The organism is Streptomyces sp. NBC_01232 (genome assembly GCF_035989885.1).
Taxonomy (GTDB): Bacteria; Actinomycetota; Actinomycetes; order Streptomycetales; family Streptomycetaceae; genus Streptomyces.
On record NZ_CP108518.1, the window covers coordinates 5662215 to 5681534 of the forward strand.

Genomic DNA, 19320 nt, shown 5'->3' on the forward strand with positions numbered 1-19320 from the left:
CGGACGGCCGATCCCCGTTCGACACGCCCCGGTCCGTCGCCTTTCGTGGGGTGAAGGCCTCGGGGACCGAGCACCGGGAGGGACCGTGGCAGGGACCGTGCCGGAAGGCTTCGACTACGAGACACACAGCCGCCTCGCCGGTCCGTTCGCCGATCCGGCGCCCGGCCCCGACGGCGTCCACCACGTGGCGTACCGCTCCCTGCTCTCGCGCGAGGAGGTCAGTACCCGAATACGGGCGATCGCCCTCATGACGCTCGCCCCGGTGGCCGCGGCCGGCCTGCTCCTCTACCTCGTGTGGCCCACCCACTGGACCGTCCGGGAGGGCGCCGCCCGCTGGCTGATCGTCTGCGACGCCGCGATGCTCTGCTCGCTCGCGCTGATCATGCTGTTCACCCTGGTCAACGTGGTGTCGATCGCCCACGCCACGATGGTCGCCCGCGACCCCGTCCCCGTACCGGCCGAGCCCGGCACCCGCGTCGCGTTCCTGACCACCTATGTCCCCGGCAAGGAGCCGCTCGCCATGGTGCGGGCGACCCTCCTGGGCGCGCGGCGCATCAGGCACGACGGGCCGCTGGACGTATGGCTGCTGGACGAGGGCGACGACCCCGAGGCCAGGCAGCTGTGCGCGAAGCTCGGCGTACGGCACTTCACCCGCAAGGGCGTGCCCGAGTGGAACACGGCCAGGGGCGCCCACCGGGCACGGACCAAGCACGGCAACTACAACTCCTGGCTGGCGCGGCACGGCGACGACTACGAGTTCTTCGCCTCCGTCGACACCGACCACGTACCGCTCGCGAACTACCTGGAGCGGATGCTCGGCTACTTCCGCGACCCCGATGTCGCCTTCGTCGTCGGCCCGCAGGTCTACGGCAACTACACCGAAGCCGTCACCAAGGCCGCCGAGTCCCAGCAGTACCTCTTCCACGCCCTGATCCAGCGCGCCGGCAACCGGTACGGCGCCCCCATGTTCGTCGGCACCAACAACGCCGTACGGATCAGCGCCCTGCGCCAGGTCGGCGGACTCTACGACTCCATCACCGAGGACATGGCCACCGGCTTCGAGCTGCACCGCAGCCGCAACCCTGCCACCGGCCGGTTCTGGCGCTCCGTCTACACCCCCGACGTGCTGGCCGTCGGAGAGGGCCCCGCCTCCTGGACCGACCTCTTCACCCAGCAGCTGCGCTGGTCGCGGGGCACCTACGAGACCCTGTTCAGGCAGTACGGCAAGAGCCTCCTCACCATGCCCGCCGGCCGCCGGCTCAACTACACGCTGATGCTCGTCTACTACCCGATGACCGCGGTGAACTGGCTGCTCGGCATCCTCAGCTGCGTCCTGTTCCTGTGGTTCGGCGCCTCCGGCACCCAGGTCTCCTCCAAGGTCTGGCTGATGCTCTACGCCGACGCGGCAGCCCTCCAGGTGGGCCTCTACCTGTGGAACCGCCGCCACAACGTCTCGCCCCACGAACCGGAGGGCTCCGGCGGCGTCGCGGGCATGGCGATGTCCGCCGTCTGCGCGCCCGTCTACCTCAGGTCCCTCGGCTCCGCGGTGCTGCGCACCGAGGGCCGTTTCGTCGTCACCCCCAAGGGCGGGGACGCGAGCCCCGACCGGCTGGCGACCTTCCGCATCCACCTCTTCTGGGCCGCCGTCCTGGTCCTCTCGCTGCTGGCATCCGTCGTCCTCGACCACACGCACGTCGCCATGAGGGTCTGGGCGGTGCTGGCGCTGGCCATCGCACTCGCCCCGCTCGTCGTGTGGTGCGTGACGCGCGGCCGGGCGGGATCCGGGGGCGGGGCGGACGGAGGGTCCGAGCCGGGTGAGGAGCCGGCGTACGTCCGGGCGACAGGAGGGAACTGAACATGGCCTACCAGCCGTCGAAGAAGCTCAAGAAGACCGCCCTGGGCGCCGGCGCCGCGCTGGTGCTGATCGCTCTCAACGCGCCCGCCGCGATCTCCTTCGCCGAGGACCGGTACCACTCGTACAAGATCGGGCAGCCCAGCTACCGGATCCAGTACGGCTCGTGGGACCTCGTCGGACTCCCCGACGAGTACCGGATCAACGCCATGCACGCCGCCCTGCTGCACACGGGCAAGGTGCTGCTCATCGCCGGCAGCGGCAACAACCAGAAGAACTTCGACAAGGGCACCTTCGACACCGTCCTGTGGGACCCGAAGGACGACAGCTTCAAGAAGATCCCGACGCCCGAGGACTTCTTCTGCGCCGGGCACAGCCAGCTCCCCGACGGACGGCTGCTGGTGGCCGGCGGCACCGCCCGCTACGAGGTGCTCGACGGGAAGGTCACCCGGGCGGGCGGCCGGATGCGGGTCAAGAACGAGAACCCGGACAAGGCCGTCAAGCTGCGCAAGGGCACCCGGTTCCGGTCCCCGTCCGGGGTGGAGTACGAGGCGAAGTTCGACGTCGTCGTGGCGAAGGCGAAGAAGAAGTTCGAGATCACCTACGGGCGCGGCGGCCAGGTCGTGCCGTGGCGGACCACGGTGGTGGCCGCCGAGTCCCGGGTCTTCGTGGAGGCGGTGAAATCCGGCGCCGAGGGGCTGACGACGGAGGCCGCGCAGTACGAGGTGGTCGGGCTGACGGGAAGGGACGCCCACAACGTCTACGGGCTCGCGGAGCGGCTGAGCGCCGACAAGCAGGACTTCCAGGGCATCAAATCGGCCTACGAGTTCGACCCGGTCGCGGAGAAGTACCTCCGCGTCGATCCGATGAGGGACGCCCGCTGGTATCCGACGCTGGTGACCCTGGCGGACGGGCGGGTGCTCGCGGTGTCCGGGCTCAACGACGTCGGCGACGTGGTGCCCGGCGACAACGAGTACTACGACCCGCGGACGAAGAAGTGGTCGAAGGCTCCCTTCCACTACTTCCCGACCTATCCCGCGCTCTTCCTCATGCAGGGCGGCAAGCTCCTCTACACCGGCTCCAACGCGGGCTACGGTCCGAAGACCAAGGGCCGCGAGCCGGGCGTGTGGGACCTCGCGACCAACGAGTTCAAGAAGGTGGGCGGGCTGGCCGAGCCGGACCGGATGGAAACCTCCTCCTCGCTCCTGCTGCCGCCCGCCCAGGACCAGAAGGTGATGGTCCTCGGCGGCGGCGGGGTCGGTGAGTCCAGGCTCTCGTCCAGCCGGACCGCGATCGTGGACCTGAAGGAGGAGAACCCCGTCTTCCGGTCCTCGGCGCGGCTGCCGCGCGCCACCCGCTACCTGAGCAGCGTGCTGCTGCCGGACGACTCGGTCTTCACCACCGGCGGTTCGGCCGACTACCGCGGCCGGGGCGCCAGCGACATCCTCAAGGCGCAGTTCTACTACCCGCGCACCGACTCCTTCGCGGCCGCCGCCGATCCGGTCGTGGGCCGCAACTACCACTCGGAGGCGCTGCTGCTGCCCGACGGCCGGGTGGCCACCTTCGGCTCGGACCCGCTCTTCGCCGACAAGGACAACACCCGGCTCGGCAAGTTCGAGCACCGGCTGGAGGTGTACACGCCGCCGTACCTCTACCGGGACCCCGGGCTGCGGCCGGTACTGGGCGCGGGGCCCGAGGAGCCCGACGAGAACGGCCGGGCCACCTTCGCCACGGCGCACCCCGAGCGGATCGAGCGGGCCCGCCTGATGCGGCCGAGCGCGGTCACGCACACCACGGACGTGGAGCAGCGCTCGATCGAACTCGGGCTGACCCGGACGGACGACTCGGTCACGGTCGAGGTGCCGCGGGACCCGACGCTGGTCCCGCCGGGCCGGTACATGCTGTTCGTGACGGACGCGGACGGCACGCCCTCGGTGGCGAAGTGGCTCCATGTGAAGGCCCCGCAGCCGGCGGACACCCCGTAGGGGGACGGGACGAGGCGGCGGCACGGCGGGTTCCGCGTCATTCCCTGGCGCGGCGGGCCAGCCCGAGGGCGTAGTCCGGCCACCAGGTGCCGGCCGTCGGACCGCCGCGGCAGGTCCCGTCGGACTCGCCGGGCCGCTTGACCCAGAGGTACGCGTCGACGAGCGGGTCGCCCGTCCGGTCGGTCGGCGGGGTCCCGAGGGCGCGGCCCGGCGGATTGCACCAGGCCTGCCCGCGGTCGCCGGCCAGCGGCCCGTCGCCGTTGCGGCTGGTGTCGATGACGAAGTGCTTGCCGCTCGCGCCCTTGGAGATCCTGGCGCCGTAGGCCCGGGCGGCCGCGTCGGGCTGGAAGTTGGAGACGTTGAGGGCGAAGCCGTCGGCGCGGGCGAGGCCCGCCTTGAAGAGGGGCTCGACGAGGTCCATCGGGTTGGGGATCCAGGCCGGATTGCCGGCGTCCAGGTAGACCTTGGTGTTCCGGTTCTTCTTCAGCCGGTCCACGGCCTCGGAGAGGAGCTGGTAGCGCTCGGCGTGGTGCTCGGGCGGGGTGCAGCCGTCGATGACGTGCGCGATGGCGTCCGGCTCCAGGATGACGACGGCCTTGGTGTCCTCGATGTTGTCCGCGAAGGCGCCGATCCAGCTGCGGTAGGCCCGGGCGTCCGGGGCGCCGCCGGCCGAGTGCTGCCCGCAGTCCCGGTGGGGGATGTTGTACGCGGCGAGCAGCAGGGTCCGCCCGGTGGCCCTTGCCCCGGTCCGGGCGCGGCGGATCTCGGGGCCGGGGTCGTCGCCCGGCCCCCACAGGGTGAGCGGGCGGTCCGCGATCCTGCGGAGCACCTGGGCGTCGCCGTTGCGGCCCGCCGTCTCCCAGGCCGCGACCTGCCGGGCGGCGTCGCTGTGCGGGTCCACCCAGAACGGGGACTCCTCGGCCGCGACGATGGGGGAGGGGGCCCGGGGCGTGGCCGCGGGGGTCCCGGGGCCCGGTGTGGCCGACCCGCTGCACGCGGGGGTCGCCGCGAGGAGCAGGAGGAGGCCGAGGACGGGGGCGGGGGTTCGAAAACGCGGCCTGCGAGCGGCGGGGGGCATCCGGCTTCCTCGGGACGAAGGGTCGGGCAGCGGACCGGGATACCGCAATATGGTGACATGTTGGACAGGTGGCGCGGCTGTGCGACACCGTACGAGGAGCATTGGGCGTGGGCCGGGGCCGGTCGGGCCGGGTTCAGCGGGCCGGCTCACCCGTGGTGAGCGCGATCGCCAGCGGGGTGCGCTCGTAGCGGACCTGGTGGCCGTGGCGGGCGGAGAAGAGCAGTCCCGCCGCGTGCAGCACCTTCAGATGGGCCGAGACGGTCGACGGGGCGAGGCCGAGCCGGTGGGCCAGCGCCGTGGTGGAGGCCGGCTCCTCCAGCGCGCACAGCACCTCGGCCCGGGCCCGGCCCAGCAGCCGGACGAGCGCGTCGGGGGTGTTCTCCTGCGCCGGGGTCCACAGTGCGCCGATGCCGCGGGCCGGGTAGACGATGGTCGGCTGCCAGGGCGGGTCGAAGCCGCCCGCGATGCCCGGCCAGATGAAGGCGCTCGGCATCAGGAGCAGTCCCTGGCCGCCCAGGACCCGCTCGTGGTGACTGGGCCGCTCGATGGTCAGGGTGAGGGAGGCGGGGTCCCAGGCGAGGCCCGGGTGCAGACCGTCGAAGAGCGACTGGAGCCCCCCGGCGGCGAGGCGTCGCGAGTGGAAGAGGACGTCCGCCTCCAGCAGGGCCCGCAGCCGCGGCCAGTGAGGCTCGATCAGCAGGCGCCAGACCCGCTCCATCAGGTCGGCCAGGTCGTGCACGGCCCGCGCCGGATCGGCGAGCAGGGCCCGGCCCAGGTCGCTGTCCAGGGCGCCCGGCGTACAGGCCAGGGACTTGCGCATGTCCTCGCGCGCCGCGGCCGGATCCGTCCCGCGGATCAGCGCGAGCTCCTCCTCGAAGGACACCCCGGGCCCGCTCGGCGGCGGGCTGATGAAGTCCGTACTGTGCCCCCGGTTCGGCATGAGCAGCCACAGCGGCCGCAGGTCCAGCCCGTCGACCGCATCCCGGTTCCGCCGCAGCCAGGGCAGGTGGTAGCCCAGCCGGTCGGGCCGGCTGAGGGTGCGGACCGCCTCCTGCGTCTCCCACGCGGGCGACAGCGCGAACCGGCACCGCAGCAGGTCCTCGTGCCCGAAGTAGTGGTGCAGTCCCATCCCGGTCCTTCCCTCGACGCATCGCACTCTGCCTCAACATTCGGCCAGGGACGAATCTCTGGGGAGCCGGATCCGGGGCCGCGACGCTGGGCCCATGCCAGCCGACACCAAGGCGCCCGGGCCGTCCGCACCGCCACCGGGCTACCGCTCCGTGTTCCTGGTCCGGGAGTTCCGGACCGTCTTCGCCGCCCACCTGCTGTCCGTACTGGGTCTCGTGGTCGCCGAGATCTCGCTGTCCGTCCTCGTCTACCGCGCCACGGGCTCGCCCCTGATGAGCGCGCTCACCTTCGCCCTCGGCTTCCTGCCGTACGTCCTCGGCGGCACCCTGCTCGCCGGGATCGCCGACCGCCACCCCGCCCGCCGGGTCCTCGTGGCGTGCGACCTGATCTGCGCGCTCTGCGCGACTGCCATGGTGCTGCCGGGCACGCCCGTCGCCGTGCTCCTCGTACTGCGCTGCGCGATGGCCTTCGTCGCACCGCTGTTCCAGGGCACGCGCAACGCCTCCCTCTCCGACATCCTCGGCGTCGGCGACGCCTTCGTCCTGGGCCGCTCGCTGCTGCGCATGGTGGCCCAGAGCGCCCAGCTCATCGGCTTCGGCCTCGGCGGGCTGCTGCTCACCTTCGTCGCACCGCGCGGGGCCATCGCCCTGACCGCGGCCGGGTTCCTCGGCTCCGCGCTCCTGCTCCGGCTGGGCACGCTCAGCCGCCCCGCCCGCACCGGAACCCGTACCTCCCCGCTCGCCGGACTGCGCGCCGTCCTCGGCCGGCGCCGGCTGCGGGCACTGATGCTGCTGTTCTGGCTGCCGCCCCTCTTCCTCGTCGTGCCCGAGGCGCTGCTCGCGCCGTACGCCGACGGCATCGGCGCCGGCACCGCCGCCCTGGGCCTGATGATGTGCGCCATGCCCGTCGGCACCATCGCCGCGGAACTCTGGGCCGGCTCGGCCCTCAGCGCCCGGACGCGCTCACGGATCGTGGCCCCGCTCGCCGCCGCCGGTCTGCTGCCGCTCCTGCTCTTCGCGCTCCGGCCGGGCCTGCCCGTCGTCCTCGCCGCGCTGCTGCTCGCCGGGCTGGCCCACGCCTACACCCTCGGGCTGGACCAGTGGTACGTCGACGCCGTTCCCGACGAGCTGCGCGGGCGGGCGATGACCCTGCTCAGCACCGGCCTGATGACCCTCCAGGGGGTCGGCATGGCCCTGGCCGGCCTCGCCGCCGAATTCCTTCCGGTGCACCAGGTCGTCACCGGCGCCGCGGTCCTCGGTACGGGGGTCGTCCTGCTGCTCCTGGCCGAACTCCGGTCCGCAGTCCGGCAGGAGGAACGACTGAGGCGTGAGACGGCCCCCGCCGTGAAGTGACCTCCCGGTAGGGTCACAGGCGTGCCCAAGCCGCTCAGCCTTCCCTTCGACCCCATCGCCCGCGCCGACGAGCTCTGGCAGCAGCGCTGGGGACCCGTGCCCTCGATGGCCGCGATCACCTCGATCATGCGCGCGCACCAGATCCTCCTCGGTGAGGTCGACGCGGTCGTCAAGCCGTACGGGCTGACCTTCGCCCGGTACGAGGCGCTGGTGCTGCTCACCTTCTCCAAGGCCGGCGAACTGCCGATGTCGAAGATAGGCGAGCGGCTGATGGTGCACCCGACCTCGGTGACCAACACCGTGGACCGGCTGGTGAAGTCGGGGCTGGTCGCCAAGCGGCCCAACCCGAACGACGGCCGGGGCACCCTCGCCTCCATCACCGACAAGGGCCGCGAGGTCGTCGAGGCGGCGACGAAGGACCTGATGGCCGTCGAATTCGGCCTCGGGGCGTACGACGCCGAGGAGTGCGGCGAGATCTTCGCACTGCTGCGCCCCTTGCGCGTGGCCGCCGCGGACTTCGACGAAGCCTAAGGGCTGTCCCGCAGCCCCCGGCGGGCGCACGACGCCAGCTACGGCACCTCGCTGCGTTGTCGGATCGCCCGAATGTGCCCGGTATGAGTACGACCCTCCGCCTTGCGATGCACCGCATCTGACGCCGTGCGCTGACCCACCGCGGACTACGGGACAGCCCTTAGGGGGCGTTCTGCCGGCAGGCCCGGCGGGCGTCGAGCGTCATCCGCCGGACCGGCGACAGGGCGCATCCGGCCGTCACGTACCCCGCGGCGATCGACAGCGGGCCGAGAGCGGCGAGGATCAGCAGGGTGGACGCCATCAGGGGGTCCCGGGGCTGCTGGCGCCGAGGCGCCGGACAGGGGGCGGCCGGCGCGGTGTCCCGGGGCGGCGGACAGGCGGTGGTCACCAGGACGACCGAGGTGCCGGGACCCATGTTCAGGACCGGCTCGCTGCCCCGGCTCACGGCCTGCCCCGCCAGCAGGTGCACCACGGCCAGCAGGACCGTCCCGGCCGTCATGAACACCCCGCCGTAGACGCACGTGAGGCGCAGGCGGGTCACGGGCCGCCGCCGCGGCGAAGGCCGGCCGTGCGGCAGCCGCCCGTCGTGCCCGGCCCCGGTCGCGGCAGCGTCCTCGGCGCCGGCCACGACGCGGCCCCGGACTCGGATCGGCACCGGCACTTCCCCCTCATGGCATGACGAGCGTCCGCTCACCCCACTGTCGCCGCTGCACCCCTAAGAGGAGCGTCAGCACGGAACGCGCCCGGGCTGCGGGGGCCCGGCCCCGCCCGGGGCCGCGTCAAGATCGAGCAAAACGGACGGCTAGGCTCGTCCGCATGAAACGAAGCGTGCTGACCCGCTACCGCGCCATGGCCTACGTGACCGCGGTCATGCTCCTGATCCTCTGTGCCTGCATGGTGGCGAAGTACGGCTTCGACACCGGCGCCGACCTGACCTTCGTGGTCTCGCAGGCCCACGGTGTGCTCTTCATGATCTACCTGGCCTTCGCCCTCGACCTGAGCTCCAAGGCCAGGTGGCCCTTCGGCAAGATGCTCTGGGTCATGCTCAGCGGAACGATTCCGCTGGCCGCCTTCTTCGTCGAGCGCAAGGTCCGCGCCGAGATCGAGCCGCTGGTCGACGACTCGCTCGCCACCGCCAAGGCCTGACCGGGGCCTCGTACGAGGCGAGCGTCACTCACCCCCGGGGCGACTCCCCGGGGGTTTGCCATCGACATTTACTAGGACGTCCTAGTAAATTCATGGGTATGGACGCTGACGCCATCGAGGAAGGCCGCCGTCGCTGGCAGGCCCGTTATGACAAGGCCCGCAAGCGCGAGGCAGACTTCACCACGCTCTCCGGCGACGAGGTCGAGCCGGTCTACGGGCCCCGGCCCGGCGACGCGTACGAGGGCTTCGAGCGCATCGGGTGGCCGGGTGAGTACCCGTACACCCGAGGACTCCACGCCACCGGCTACCGGGGGCGGACCTGGACCATCCGGCAGTTCGCCGGCTTCGGCAACGCCGAGCAGACCAACGAGCGCTACAAGATGATCCTGGCCGCCGGCGGCGGCGGGCTCTCCGTCGCCTTCGACATGCCGACCCTCATGGGGCGCGACTCCGACGACCCGCGCTCGCTCGGCGAGGTGGGCCACTGCGGCGTCGCCATCGACTCCGCCGCCGACATGGAGGTCCTCTTCAAGGACATCCCGCTCGGCGACGTCACGACCTCGATGACGATCTCCGGGCCGGCCGTGCCCGCCTTCTGCATGTACCTGGTCGCCGCCGAGCGGCAGGGCGTGGACCCCGCCGTCCTCAACGGCACGCTCCAGACGGACATCTTCAAGGAGTACATCGCCCAGAAGGAGTGGCTCTTCGAACCCGAGCCGCACCTGCGCCTCATCGGCGACCTCATGGAGTACTGCACGAAGGGCATCCCGGCCTACAAGCCGCTGTCCGTCTCCGGCTACCACATCCGCGAGGCCGGGGCCACGGCCGCGCAGGAGCTCGCGTACACCCTCGCCGACGGCTTCGGCTACGTGGAGCTCGGTCTCTCGCGCGGGATGGACGTCGACGCCTTCGCGCCCGGCCTGTCCTTCTTCTTCGACGCGCACCTCGACTTCTTCGAGGAGATCGCCAAGTTCCGCGCCGCGCGCCGGATCTGGGCCCGCTGGATGAAGGAGGTCTACGGGGCGAAGAGCGAGAAGTCCATGTGGCTGCGCTTCCACACCCAGACCGCCGGCGTCTCGCTGACGGCGCAGCAGCCGTACAACAACGTCGTGCGCACCGCCGTGGAGGCCCTCGCGGCCGTGCTCGGCGGCACCAACTCCCTGCACACCAACGCCCTGGACGAGACCCTCGCCCTGCCGAGCGAGCAGGCGGCCGAGATCGCCCTGCGCACCCAGCAGGTGCTGATGGAGGAGACCGGCGTCGCCAACGTCGCGGACCCGCTGGGCGGTTCCTGGTTCGTGGAGCAGCTCACCGACCGCATCGAGGCCGAGGCCGAGAAGATCTTCGACCAGATCAAGGAGCGCGGCCTGCGCGCCCACCCCGACGGGCAGCACCCCATCGGGCCGATCACCTCGGGCATCCTGCGCGGCATCGAGGACGGCTGGTTCACCGGGGAGATCGCCGAGTCGGCCTTCCAGTACCAGCGGTCCCTGGAGAAGGGCGACAAGCGCGTCGTCGGCGTCAACGTGCACCACGGGTCGGTCACCGGCGACCTGGAGATCCTCCGGGTCAGCCACGAGGTCGAGACCGTCCAGGTACGGGAGCTGGCGGCCCGCAAGGGACGGCGCGACGACACGAAGGTCGACGCCGCGCTGAAGGCCATGCTGGACGCCGCCCGGGACGGGTCGAACATGATCCCGGCCATGCTGGACGCGGTGCGGGCCGAGGCCACGATGGGCGAGATCTGCAACATCCTGCGCGACGAGTGGGGCACCTACACGGAGCCGCCCGGCTTCTAGCCCGTCCTGGACCGCTCGCGGATCGGACCGGAGCGCGTCCGCCGGAAGGGTGTGCAGGGCCGGTCGTGGCGCCCGTACGGTGGCGCCATGACCGGCCTTCCTGTTTCCGTGCCCGGTGTCAGCGCCCGTGTGGCGATGCAGACCGGCTGCGGTCCGTACGCGTACATCGTGGCCGACTTCGAGCCGCCCGGCCCCGACGGGGAATCGGAGTTCCGGCACACCGTGGCCGACCGCCGGCTCCCGCACGAGTTCCTGCCCGCGGTGTGGGAGGGGATCCGGGAGGGGCTGGGCGGGGTGGCGGCCGTCGTGGTCCTCACCGACGGCGGCTTCCACGAGGTCGACTCCCGCGATTCCGGCTACCGGCTCGCCGGCCGGTACGCCGGGCTGGCGGCGCTCGCGGCCGCCGGTCTGGGGGAGCCGCCCGAGGACCGGGGCCGGGGGATCCGGGTGAACTGGCCCGGGAAACCCCGGCCGGCGCCCTGACCGGCCGTCCGCGTTCCGGGAGCGGCGGCCGTGGGGTCAGACCGCGGCCGGGCCCTGGAGGCCGTGCATCAGGAGGGCCGTGAACGTGGCCACCCAGAGCTCGTCCACCGGCTCGGAGCTCACCAGGGCGCGGTGCACCACCGTGCCCGCGATCACATCGAAGATCAGGTCCGTGGTGCGGCCCGCGAGGGAGTCGTCCTCCTCGTACGGGAGTTCGCCGCGGGCCTGGGCCCGTTCGCGGCCCAGAACGACGAGACGTTTCTGCCTGTCCACGATCGCCGACCGGATCCGGTCACGCAGCGCCTCGTCCCGGGTGGACTCGGCGACGACCGCCATCAGCGCGGTACGGGCCTCCGGGCGCCGCAGCAGCTCCGCGAACTGCAGCACCACGTACTCGATGTCCGCTTCCAGGGAGCCGCGGTCCGGGAGTTCGAGTGCGTCGAAGAGCTCCGCGACCGCGTCCACGACCAGCTCGTTCTTGCCCGCCCAGCGTCGGTAGAGGGTGGTCTTGGCGACTCCCGCGCGGGCGGAGACGTCCCCCATCGTCAGCTTCGACCAGCCCAGCTCGACCAGTGCGTCCCGGGTCGCGGCGAGGATCGCGGCGTCCGCGGCGGCACTGCGGGGACGACCGGTGCGGCCGGGGCTGGGGTTGCGCATGGCCGAGACCATACCCGTCGGTAGCCGGACCGGCCGCTGTGGTTCAGATCACGGGCGGAGAAGGGGAGCGGCGGGCCTTCGGGGGAGTTACGCTACGGCTCGTAGCGTAAGAGCGACAACCACGCGAAGGGCTACAGGCGCCAGGTGGGGACCCGGCGCCGTTCAGCATCACGATCGCGTCAGTACGGCGGCACCACGGCCAATTCACGCGATCTTTTTCGTCGGCGCGCGCACACGGGGGAGGATGTACGCATGCAGCCCAGAAACATGTCCATGAGCGGCGTCGTCGACCTCGCCGCGGTGAAGGCGGCCGGCGAGGCCAAGGCCAAGGCCGAGCAGGCCCGCGCCGAAGCGGCCCGCCAGGCGGGTCAGGCAGGCGGGGCGGGTCCGTCCGCCGGTGCCGTGCCGCCGTCCGCGCTCGTCGTCGACGTAGACGAGGCCGGTTTTGAACGCGATGTGCTCCAGCTCTCCGCCGAGGTCCCGGTCGTCCTGGACTTCTGGGCCGAGTGGTGCGAGCCGTGCAAGCAGCTCAGCCCGCTGCTGGAGCGGCTGACCCTGGAGGCGAACGGCCGCCTCGTGCTGGCCAAGGTCGACGTCGACGCCAACCAGATGCTCATGCAGCAGTTCCAGATCCAGGGCATCCCGGCCGTCTTCGCCGTGGTCGCCGGTCAGGTGCTGCCGCTGTTCCAGGGTGTGGCCCCCGAGCAGCAGATCCGCGACACCCTCGCCCAGCTGGTGCAGGTCGCCGAGGAGCGCTTCGGGATCATCGGCCTCGAGGTGGACCCGAACGCGGAGGGGGCCGCTCCGGCCGCCTCGGCCACGGACGAGATTCCGGCCGGCCCGTACGACGCGCTGCTGGAGGCGGCCGTCGTCGCACTGGACGCCGGTGACCTGGGCGGCGCGGTCCAGGCGTACAAGAACGTACTCGCGGACGACCCGGGCAACACCGAGGCCAAGCTCGGCCTGGCCCAGGCCGAGCTCCTCGCCCGGGTCCAGCACATGAACCCGCAGGCGGTGCGCGCCGCGGCGGCCGAGAACCCGCGCGACCCGGCGGCGCAGATCGCCGCGGCCGACCTCGACCTGGTCGGCGGTCACGTGGAGGACGCCTTCGGACGTCTGGTGGACACCGTGCGGGTCACGTTCGGTGAGGACCGGGACGCCGTACGGCTTCGGCTGCTGGAGCTGTTCGAGGTCATCGGTGCGGACGACCCGCGGGTGTCGGCGGCGCGTACGGCGCTCGCGCGGGTGCTCTTCTAGACCGGCTCGGGACCGGCTCCGGACCGCTTCCGGGGCCGCTCCGGGCCCGTGGCGGTGACTCTCCCGTGCATCGGCGGGCCACCGGCGATTTGTTGACAGGTAGATAAACAGCGGCCGCGCTTTGCCAAAACTTGGTAATCGCGGCCACTGTTACTCGCAGTAAATCGAACCCCGTGAACTGTCCGGTGTGTTCGGCATTCGTCCGTTCTGTCGTGGCCCTGGGTGACACCCTGTGTTGCTGCCCGACGGCGGGGGGTCGTACTCAGGTTATCTGGCCGTTACCCGCCAGTAACGAACCCCCTTGTGCCCCGGCCTGGAATGGACCACGATCGGCGACGCTCGGTCCTTCCCGCAGAGCCGCTCACTCGGAGCCGCGGTGAAGGGTCCCCACCGAGCCGGCCGGTGGCAGTGGCACCGGCCGTGGGACAGGGGGGTCTCTGCCACACCGGCGGGGCCTGTCCTCCAGGTTGCGCGAACGCGTGGCCCAGTGGTTGTCGCTCGGGGGTGATCGCCGGTGAATCGGACGTGGCACAGCCGCGGCCCGGCCGCCTGCGCTCCTTCCCGAGGACGTAGCACTTCTCCCATCCCAGGACGGGCACGGCCCGGACCGGAGATGTACGTCCGAGAAGGAGGAACGAAATGAGTTCTCAGGTTCGTGGCGGGACCAGATGGAAGCGCTTCGCGCTCGTCATGGTGCCGAGCATCGCGGCCACGGCCGCGGTCGGTGTGGGTCTGGCGCAGGGCGCCCTCGCGGCGTCGTTCAGCGTCTCCGGCCAGGACTTCAAGGTCTCGGCCGACAAGCTCGATGGTCAGAACCTCATCCAGTACGGCGGTATCGCCGAGGGGCACGACCTCAAGGGCAACCCGCAGCACCACCCGGTCACCATCTCCGGGTTCAGCAACGCCAAGATCACCAACATGTGCCAGTCCCTGGTCACCCCGACTCCGCTGGGCCCCATCACGCTCCAGCTGAAGACCGGTCACAAGGGCACCCCGGCCGAGGCCAGCAACATCTACCTGGATGTGGCCGAGCTCGACACCGACGCCGAGTTCACCAACCTGGACATCGGTGTCGCGGTCGGCGACGCGAGCCACAAGACCAAGCCGCAGGCCGGCACGGTCGCCAGCCCGTACGCGTTCTCGCAGCGCGCCGACCGGGCCATCCTGACGAACGTGAAGCAGAAGGCGTGGGCCACCACGGCGGGCACCTTCAAGCTGCCCAACCTGAAGCTGCGCCTGATGGGCGGCGACCAGCCGTGCTACCAGGACATCAAGGACTGACGTCCCGGTGCTTGACCGGACGGGCGGGCGGCGGCAGCCGTCGCCGGCCGCCCCTCCGGGCTCCACAGATTTCTCCGTACCACCGTTTCCAGGGAGCTGTTGTCCATGAACCCCCAGGCCCCGGTTTACGTTCGCGCAGAAGACGACGCCTGGCCCACCGTGGCGTATTACCACTTCCATGCCTGGCGCGGTCGCCGTCCCTTCTGGGCCGGGCTGTTCACGCTCCTCGGTGGATTCCCGATCGCTTACTTCCCTTACGCGGACCTCCGGCTGGGCAACGTCAGCCTCGCGATGGCCACCACGGGCGGCGCGGGCGCACTGATCATCGGTGTACTGCTGATCACGCTGGGCCTGGCCCTCTGGTTCCAGGAGACCATCCGCGTCTTCGCCGGCGTGGCCGCGATCCTGCTCGCCCTGGTCTCGATCCCGGTGTCCAACCTCGGCGGTTTCTTCATCGGCTTCACCTTCTCCATGGTCGGCGGCGCTCTCGCCCTGGCCTGGGCGCCGGGTCAGCCGGCGGAGGAGACCGAGGAGCCGACGGCCGAACAGCACCCGGGTCCGGTCGCCCTGAGCAAGGCGGACGTGACGGCGGACATGGGAACCCAGGACATCCCGGGTCCTCGTGACACGGAGACGGCATACGCGAGCGAGACGACTGCCCACGCCGATGGCGGGAGGAACAGTGCGGGGTGACGAGACGCAGCGGGGCGTGGCCCCAGGCGCAGGGTCCCGTGTAGTGAAGGGGCCGCGGCACGCGGCGCCCAGGAAGTCGCTGCTGAACAAGATCCAGATACCCGTCGGCAAGACGATGGCGCTCGCGGCGATGCCGACGGCCGTGTTCGTCGGGATGGGAATGGCGCCGAAGCTGGCGGTCGCCGACGACAAGGAGATCCCCTTCGCGCCCGGCCCGTGTGTGACACGGTCCGACGAACCCGCGGAGACCGAGTCGAAGTCCCCGTCCCCCACGCCTTCGACGACGCCCTCGCCGAGTACGTCGCCCAGTGCGACGCCCTCGCCGTCCGCGTCCGCGAAGTCGAAGCCGAGCCCGTCCCCGTCGGCGACCAAGCCCGCGGCGACGAAGGAGGCCGCTCCGGCCCCGACGCCGTCGGCGGACACGCCGAAGACCACGAACCCGCTGGACCCGCTGGGCCTCGGCGACAAGCTCAAGGACCTCGTCGACGAACTCGGCAGGCCCCTCAAGGACGCGAAGGCGACGGCGACCCCGACGCCCACGCCCACCCCCTCCGGCACCGCCACGCCCACCCCGGCTCCGGACCCGGCCGCGGACGCGATCCGCGAAGCGGCGAAGAAGGCCGGCGTCGACGTCAAGGAACTGTCCGACGAGGTCAAGAAGACCGAGAAGGACCCCAAGGACGAGACGGGCGAGGCCGACGACAAGGCCAAGGACGAGGACAAGGCCAAGGACGAGGAGAAGAAGGACGCGGACGGGAAGCAGCCCTTCCCGTGCCCGACCTACGACGCCAAGGCCCTGGCCGACGCCGAACTGGAGCAGGGCGTCCCGCTCCTGCCGGACGAGCCCTGGTACCTCGACAGCTCCCTGCTGACCCTCTACGGCCTGGACTACCACGGCATCGTCGAGGTGAAGACGGGCAGCGGCAAGACCAAGAAGGTCCTGAAGTTCACGGCGGACTCGCTGGACATCAAGGACCTGTACCAGACGGTCGGCACGTCGGGGAACGTCGCCCACCTGAAGTCGCGTCCGGGCTCCACGTCCAAGATCCGCGGCGGCACGGTGACGATGTACACCGAGAGCCTCAAGGGGAACCTGTTCGGTCTGATCCCGATCGAGTTCACCCCGAACAGCCCGCCGCCCCTGAACGTCCCCTTCGCGTTCTTCACGGACGTCAAGGTCGTCCAGGCCGGCCAGTTCGGCGGCACCCTCACGGTGCCGGGCCTGAAGAACTACATCGGCCCGCCGGAGTAGTCCCGCACCGGGCACACGCGAAAACGCCGAGGGCGGCACCCCGCATCACTGCGGGGTGCCGCCCTCGGCCTCTGTGCGGCAGAGTAGGTGCGGCGGGCGACGTCAGTCGCGGGTGTCGCCGCCCAGGTGGTGGACCCGGACCATGTTGGTGGTGCCCGGGACGCCGGGGGGCGAGCCGGCGGTGATGATCATGGTGTCGCCCTGGTTGTAGCGGCCCAGCTTGAGCAGCTCGCCGTCCACCAGGTCGACCATCGCGTCGGTGGTGTCCACGTGCGGGACGATGTAGGACTCGACGCCCCAGCTCAGCGTGAGCTGGTTGCGGGTGTTGACGTCGGTGGTGAAGGCCAGGATCGGCTGGGTGACGCGGTAGCGCGACAGCCGGCGGGCGGTGTCCCCGGACTGGGTGAAGGCGATGAGCGCCTGGCCGTCGAGGAAGTCCGCGATCTCGCACGCCGCACGGGCGACGGAGCCGCCCTGGGTACGCGGCTTCTTGCCCTGGACCAGCGGCTGGAGGCCCTTGGAGAGGAGCTCCTCCTCGGCCGCCGTGACGATCTTCGACATCGTCTTGACGGTCTCGATCGGGTAGGCGCCGACCGAGGACTCGGCCGAGAGCATGACCGCGTCCGCGCCGTCGAGGATCGCATTGGCGACGTCGGACGCCTCCGCGCGCGTCGGGCGGGAGTTGGTGATCATCGACTCCATCATCTGGGTCGCGACGATCACCGGCTTGGCGTTGCGGCGGCACATCTCGATGAGCCGCTTCTGGACCATCGGGACCTTCTCGAGCGGGTACTCGACGGCCAGGTCGCCACGGGCCACCATGACCGCGTCGAAGGCGTCCACGACGGCCGCCATGTTCTCGACGGCCTGCGGCTTCTCGACCTTGGCGATGACGGGGACCCGGCGGCCCTCCTCGTCCATCACCTTGTGGACGTCCTTGACGTCGTTGGCGTCGCGGACGAAGGACAGCGCGACCATGTCGCAGCCCATCCGCAGAGCGAAGCGGAGGTCGTCGACGTCCTTCTCCGACAGGGCGGGGACGTTCACGGCGGCACCCGGCAGGTTGATGCCCTTGTGGTCCGAGATGACACCGCCCTCGATGACGATGGTCCGCACCCGCGGGCCCTCGACCTCGGTCACCCGCAGTTCGACGTTGCCGTCGTTGATCAGGATCTGGTCACCCTTGGCGACATCGCCCGGGAGGCCCTTGTAGGTGGTTCCGCAGATGGACTTGTCGCCCGGGACGTCCTCGGTGGTGATGGTGAACTCGTCACCGCGCACCAGCTCGACGGGACCCTCGGCGAAGGTCTCCAGACGGATCTTCGGCCCCTGGAGGTCGGCAAGGACGCCGACGGCGCGCCCGGTGTCCTCGGAGACCTGCCGGACGCGGTCGTACCGCTCCTGGTGTTCTGCCTGGGACCCGTGGCTGAAGTTGAATCGGGCCACGTTCATACCTGCCTCGATGAGCGCTTTCAGCTGCTCATACGAGTCGACGGCGGGGCCCAGCGTGCAGACAATTTTGGAACGGCGCATGACTGGATCCTATCGGTTTGTTTCGTAGCGGAATATTCCGTCTGGTGGAAACTCCAAGTGACTACTGAGTAACCAGCGCATACGCCTGGGTGGCGATCTCCAGTTCCTCATCCGTGGGGACCACCGCCACCGCCACGCGGGCGCCCCGGGCCGAGATCAGCCGGGGCTCGCCGGAGCGCACCGCATTGGCCTCCGGGTCCAGCGACAGGCCCAGCCCGGCCAGGCCGTCGAGGGCCGCTTCCCGCACCTGGTGGGCGTTCTCGCCGACCCCGGCCGTGAAGGTCACCGCGTCCACCCGCCCGAGCACCGCCGAGTAGGCCCCGATGTACTTCTTCAGCCGGTGGACGTACGCGGCGAAGGCGAGGCTCGCCGCCTCGTCGCCCTCGCCCGCCCGCCGCAGCACCTCGCGCATGTCGTTGTCGCCGCACATGCCCAGCAGACCGCTCTTCTTGTTCAGGAGCGAATCGATCTCATCCACCGAGAAGCCCGCCACCCGCGCCAGGTGGAAGACGACCGCCGGATCGAGATCGCCCGAACGGGTTCCCATGACCAGGCCCTCCAGCGGGGTCAGGCCCATCGACGTCTCCACGCACACCCCGCCCCGCACGGCCGACGCGGAGGCGCCGTTGCCCAGGTGCAGCACGATCACGTTCACGTCCTCCACCGGCCTGCCGAGGAGGCGCGCCGTCGCCCGCGAGACGTAGGCGTGCGAGGTGCCGTGGAAGCCGTACCGCCGAATGGAGTACGCGTCGGCCGTCGCGGCGTCGATCGCGTACCGCGCCACGTACTCCGGCATCGTCGAGTGGAACGCGGTGTCGAAGACGGCGACCTGCGGAATGTCCGCGCGCAGCGTGCGGGCCACCTCGATGCCCGTCACGTTCGCCGGGTTGTGCAGCGGAGCCAGCGGGATCAGGTTCCGGATCTCCGCCAGCACCTCGTCGTCGATCACGGTCGGCTCGGTGAACCGCGTCCCGCCGTGCACGACCCGGTGCCCCACCGCCGCCAGTTCGGGGGAGTCCAGGCCCATACCGTCCGCGGCGAGCTCGGCCGCCACGGCCTTCAGCGCCGCCCCGTGGTCCGCGATCGGGCCGACCTGCTCGCGCCGGCCGCCGGCCGCGCCCGGACCCGCGAGCGGCTCGTGCACCAGCCGGGAAGCCTCCTCGCCGATGCGCTCCACCAGGCCCGAGGCGAGCCGGGAGCGGTCCGCCATGTCGAGGAGCTGGTACTTCACCGACGAGGAGCCGGAGTTGAGGACGAGTACGCGCGATGCGGTCACGATGCAGGTCTTTCCTT

Annotated in this window: 17 protein-coding genes; 11 read left to right on the forward strand and 6 right to left on the reverse strand. The window is 71.1% G+C overall.

The annotated features are described in order from the left end of the window. Positions 1-85 precede the first annotated feature (85 nt). Both OG444_RS26400 and OG444_RS26405 read left to right on the forward strand, forming a co-directional pair. On the forward strand, positions 86-1855 hold the full coding sequence (locus OG444_RS26400) for a glycosyltransferase family 2 protein (protein WP_327264497.1): 1770 nt from the start codon (positions 86-88) through the stop codon (positions 1853-1855). Between the two features lie 2 nt (positions 1856-1857). Beyond that, complete coding sequence (locus OG444_RS26405; protein WP_327264498.1) at positions 1858-3837, forward strand: kelch motif-containing protein; 1980 nt, start codon at positions 1858-1860, stop codon at positions 3835-3837. Between the two features lie 37 nt (positions 3838-3874). On the opposite strand, the gene OG444_RS26410 is transcribed toward OG444_RS26405, so the two are convergent. Both OG444_RS26410 and OG444_RS26415 read right to left on the reverse strand, forming a co-directional pair. Beyond that, on the reverse strand, positions 3875-4915 hold the full coding sequence (locus OG444_RS26410) for a glycoside hydrolase family 6 protein (RefSeq protein WP_327264499.1): 1041 nt from the start codon (positions 4913-4915) through the stop codon (positions 3875-3877). A gap of 133 nt (positions 4916-5048) precedes the next feature. Continuing rightward, positions 5049-6044, reverse strand: a complete 996-nt coding sequence (locus OG444_RS26415; protein ID WP_327264500.1) for an ArsR/SmtB family transcription factor — start codon at positions 6042-6044, stop codon at positions 5049-5051. Positions 6045-6138: 94 nt separating this feature from the next. Between OG444_RS26415 and OG444_RS26420 the strand changes: the two genes are divergently transcribed. Both OG444_RS26420 and OG444_RS26425 read left to right on the forward strand, forming a co-directional pair. Further along, positions 6139-7395, forward strand: a complete 1257-nt coding sequence (locus tag OG444_RS26420; protein ID WP_327264501.1) for an MFS transporter — start codon at positions 6139-6141, stop codon at positions 7393-7395. Between the two features lie 21 nt (positions 7396-7416). Continuing rightward, entirely contained in the window at positions 7417-7926 is a 510-nt protein-coding gene (locus OG444_RS26425; RefSeq protein WP_327264502.1) for a MarR family winged helix-turn-helix transcriptional regulator, read from the forward strand. A gap of 160 nt (positions 7927-8086) precedes the next feature. Here the strand turns inward: OG444_RS26425 and OG444_RS26430 are convergent, their stop codons facing one another. Beyond that, positions 8087-8581 carry a hypothetical protein gene (locus OG444_RS26430; protein ID WP_327264503.1) on the reverse strand — a complete coding sequence of 165 codons (495 nt, stop codon included), beginning with the start codon at positions 8579-8581 and terminating at the stop codon, positions 8087-8089. Between the two features lie 161 nt (positions 8582-8742). On the opposite strand from OG444_RS26430, the gene OG444_RS26435 reads away from it, so the two are divergent. From OG444_RS26435 to OG444_RS26445, 3 genes are all read left to right on the forward strand, one after another. Beyond that, on the forward strand, positions 8743-9072 hold the full coding sequence (locus tag OG444_RS26435) for a DUF3817 domain-containing protein (protein WP_327264504.1): 330 nt from the start codon (positions 8743-8745) through the stop codon (positions 9070-9072). Positions 9073-9170: 98 nt separating this feature from the next. Beyond that, positions 9171-10871: an acyl-CoA mutase large subunit family protein gene (locus OG444_RS26440; RefSeq protein ID WP_327264505.1), complete on the forward strand. Its 1701-nt coding sequence runs from the start codon at positions 9171-9173 to the stop codon at positions 10869-10871. A gap of 87 nt (positions 10872-10958) precedes the next feature. After that, the gene (locus OG444_RS26445; RefSeq protein ID WP_327264506.1) at positions 10959-11354 is read left to right on the forward strand and encodes a hypothetical protein; all 396 of its coding nucleotides are present in this window, start codon (positions 10959-10961) and stop codon (positions 11352-11354) included. A 36-nt stretch (positions 11355-11390) separates the two neighbouring features. On the opposite strand, the gene OG444_RS26450 is transcribed toward OG444_RS26445, so the two are convergent. Next, positions 11391-12011 carry a TetR/AcrR family transcriptional regulator gene (locus tag OG444_RS26450; RefSeq protein ID WP_327264507.1) on the reverse strand — a complete coding sequence of 207 codons (621 nt, stop codon included), beginning with the start codon at positions 12009-12011 and terminating at the stop codon, positions 11391-11393. 252 nt (positions 12012-12263) lie between these two features. Between OG444_RS26450 and OG444_RS26455 the strand changes: the two genes are divergently transcribed. The 4 genes from OG444_RS26455 to OG444_RS26470 all read left to right on the forward strand — a co-directional run bounded on the left by OG444_RS26455 (position 12264) and on the right by OG444_RS26470 (position 16494). Further along, positions 12264-13268 (forward strand): tetratricopeptide repeat protein, encoded by a 1005-nt coding sequence (locus tag OG444_RS26455; protein ID WP_327264508.1) that lies wholly within the window; start codon positions 12264-12266, stop codon positions 13266-13268. A 639-nt stretch (positions 13269-13907) separates the two neighbouring features. Continuing rightward, entirely contained in the window at positions 13908-14549 is a 642-nt protein-coding gene (locus OG444_RS26460) for a DUF6230 family protein (RefSeq protein WP_327264509.1), read from the forward strand. A gap of 105 nt (positions 14550-14654) precedes the next feature. After that, on the forward strand, positions 14655-15242 hold the full coding sequence (locus tag OG444_RS26465; protein ID WP_327264510.1) for a DUF6114 domain-containing protein: 588 nt from the start codon (positions 14655-14657) through the stop codon (positions 15240-15242). Then, entirely contained in the window at positions 15232-16494 is a 1263-nt protein-coding gene (locus OG444_RS26470) for a hypothetical protein (protein ID WP_405790679.1), read from the forward strand. The genes OG444_RS26465 and OG444_RS26470 overlap by 11 nt, the downstream gene beginning before the upstream one ends. Before the next feature lie 102 nt (positions 16495-16596). Here the strand turns inward: OG444_RS26470 and pyk are convergent, their stop codons facing one another. Together pyk and OG444_RS26480 are read right to left on the reverse strand one after the other, a co-directional pair. Further along, positions 16597-18027: a pyruvate kinase gene (gene pyk, locus OG444_RS26475; RefSeq protein ID WP_327264512.1), complete on the reverse strand. Its 1431-nt coding sequence runs from the start codon at positions 18025-18027 to the stop codon at positions 16597-16599. Between the two features lie 61 nt (positions 18028-18088). Further along, entirely contained in the window at positions 18089-19303 is a 1215-nt protein-coding gene (locus tag OG444_RS26480; RefSeq protein WP_327264513.1) for an acetate kinase, read from the reverse strand. Positions 19304-19320 lie beyond the last annotated feature (17 nt).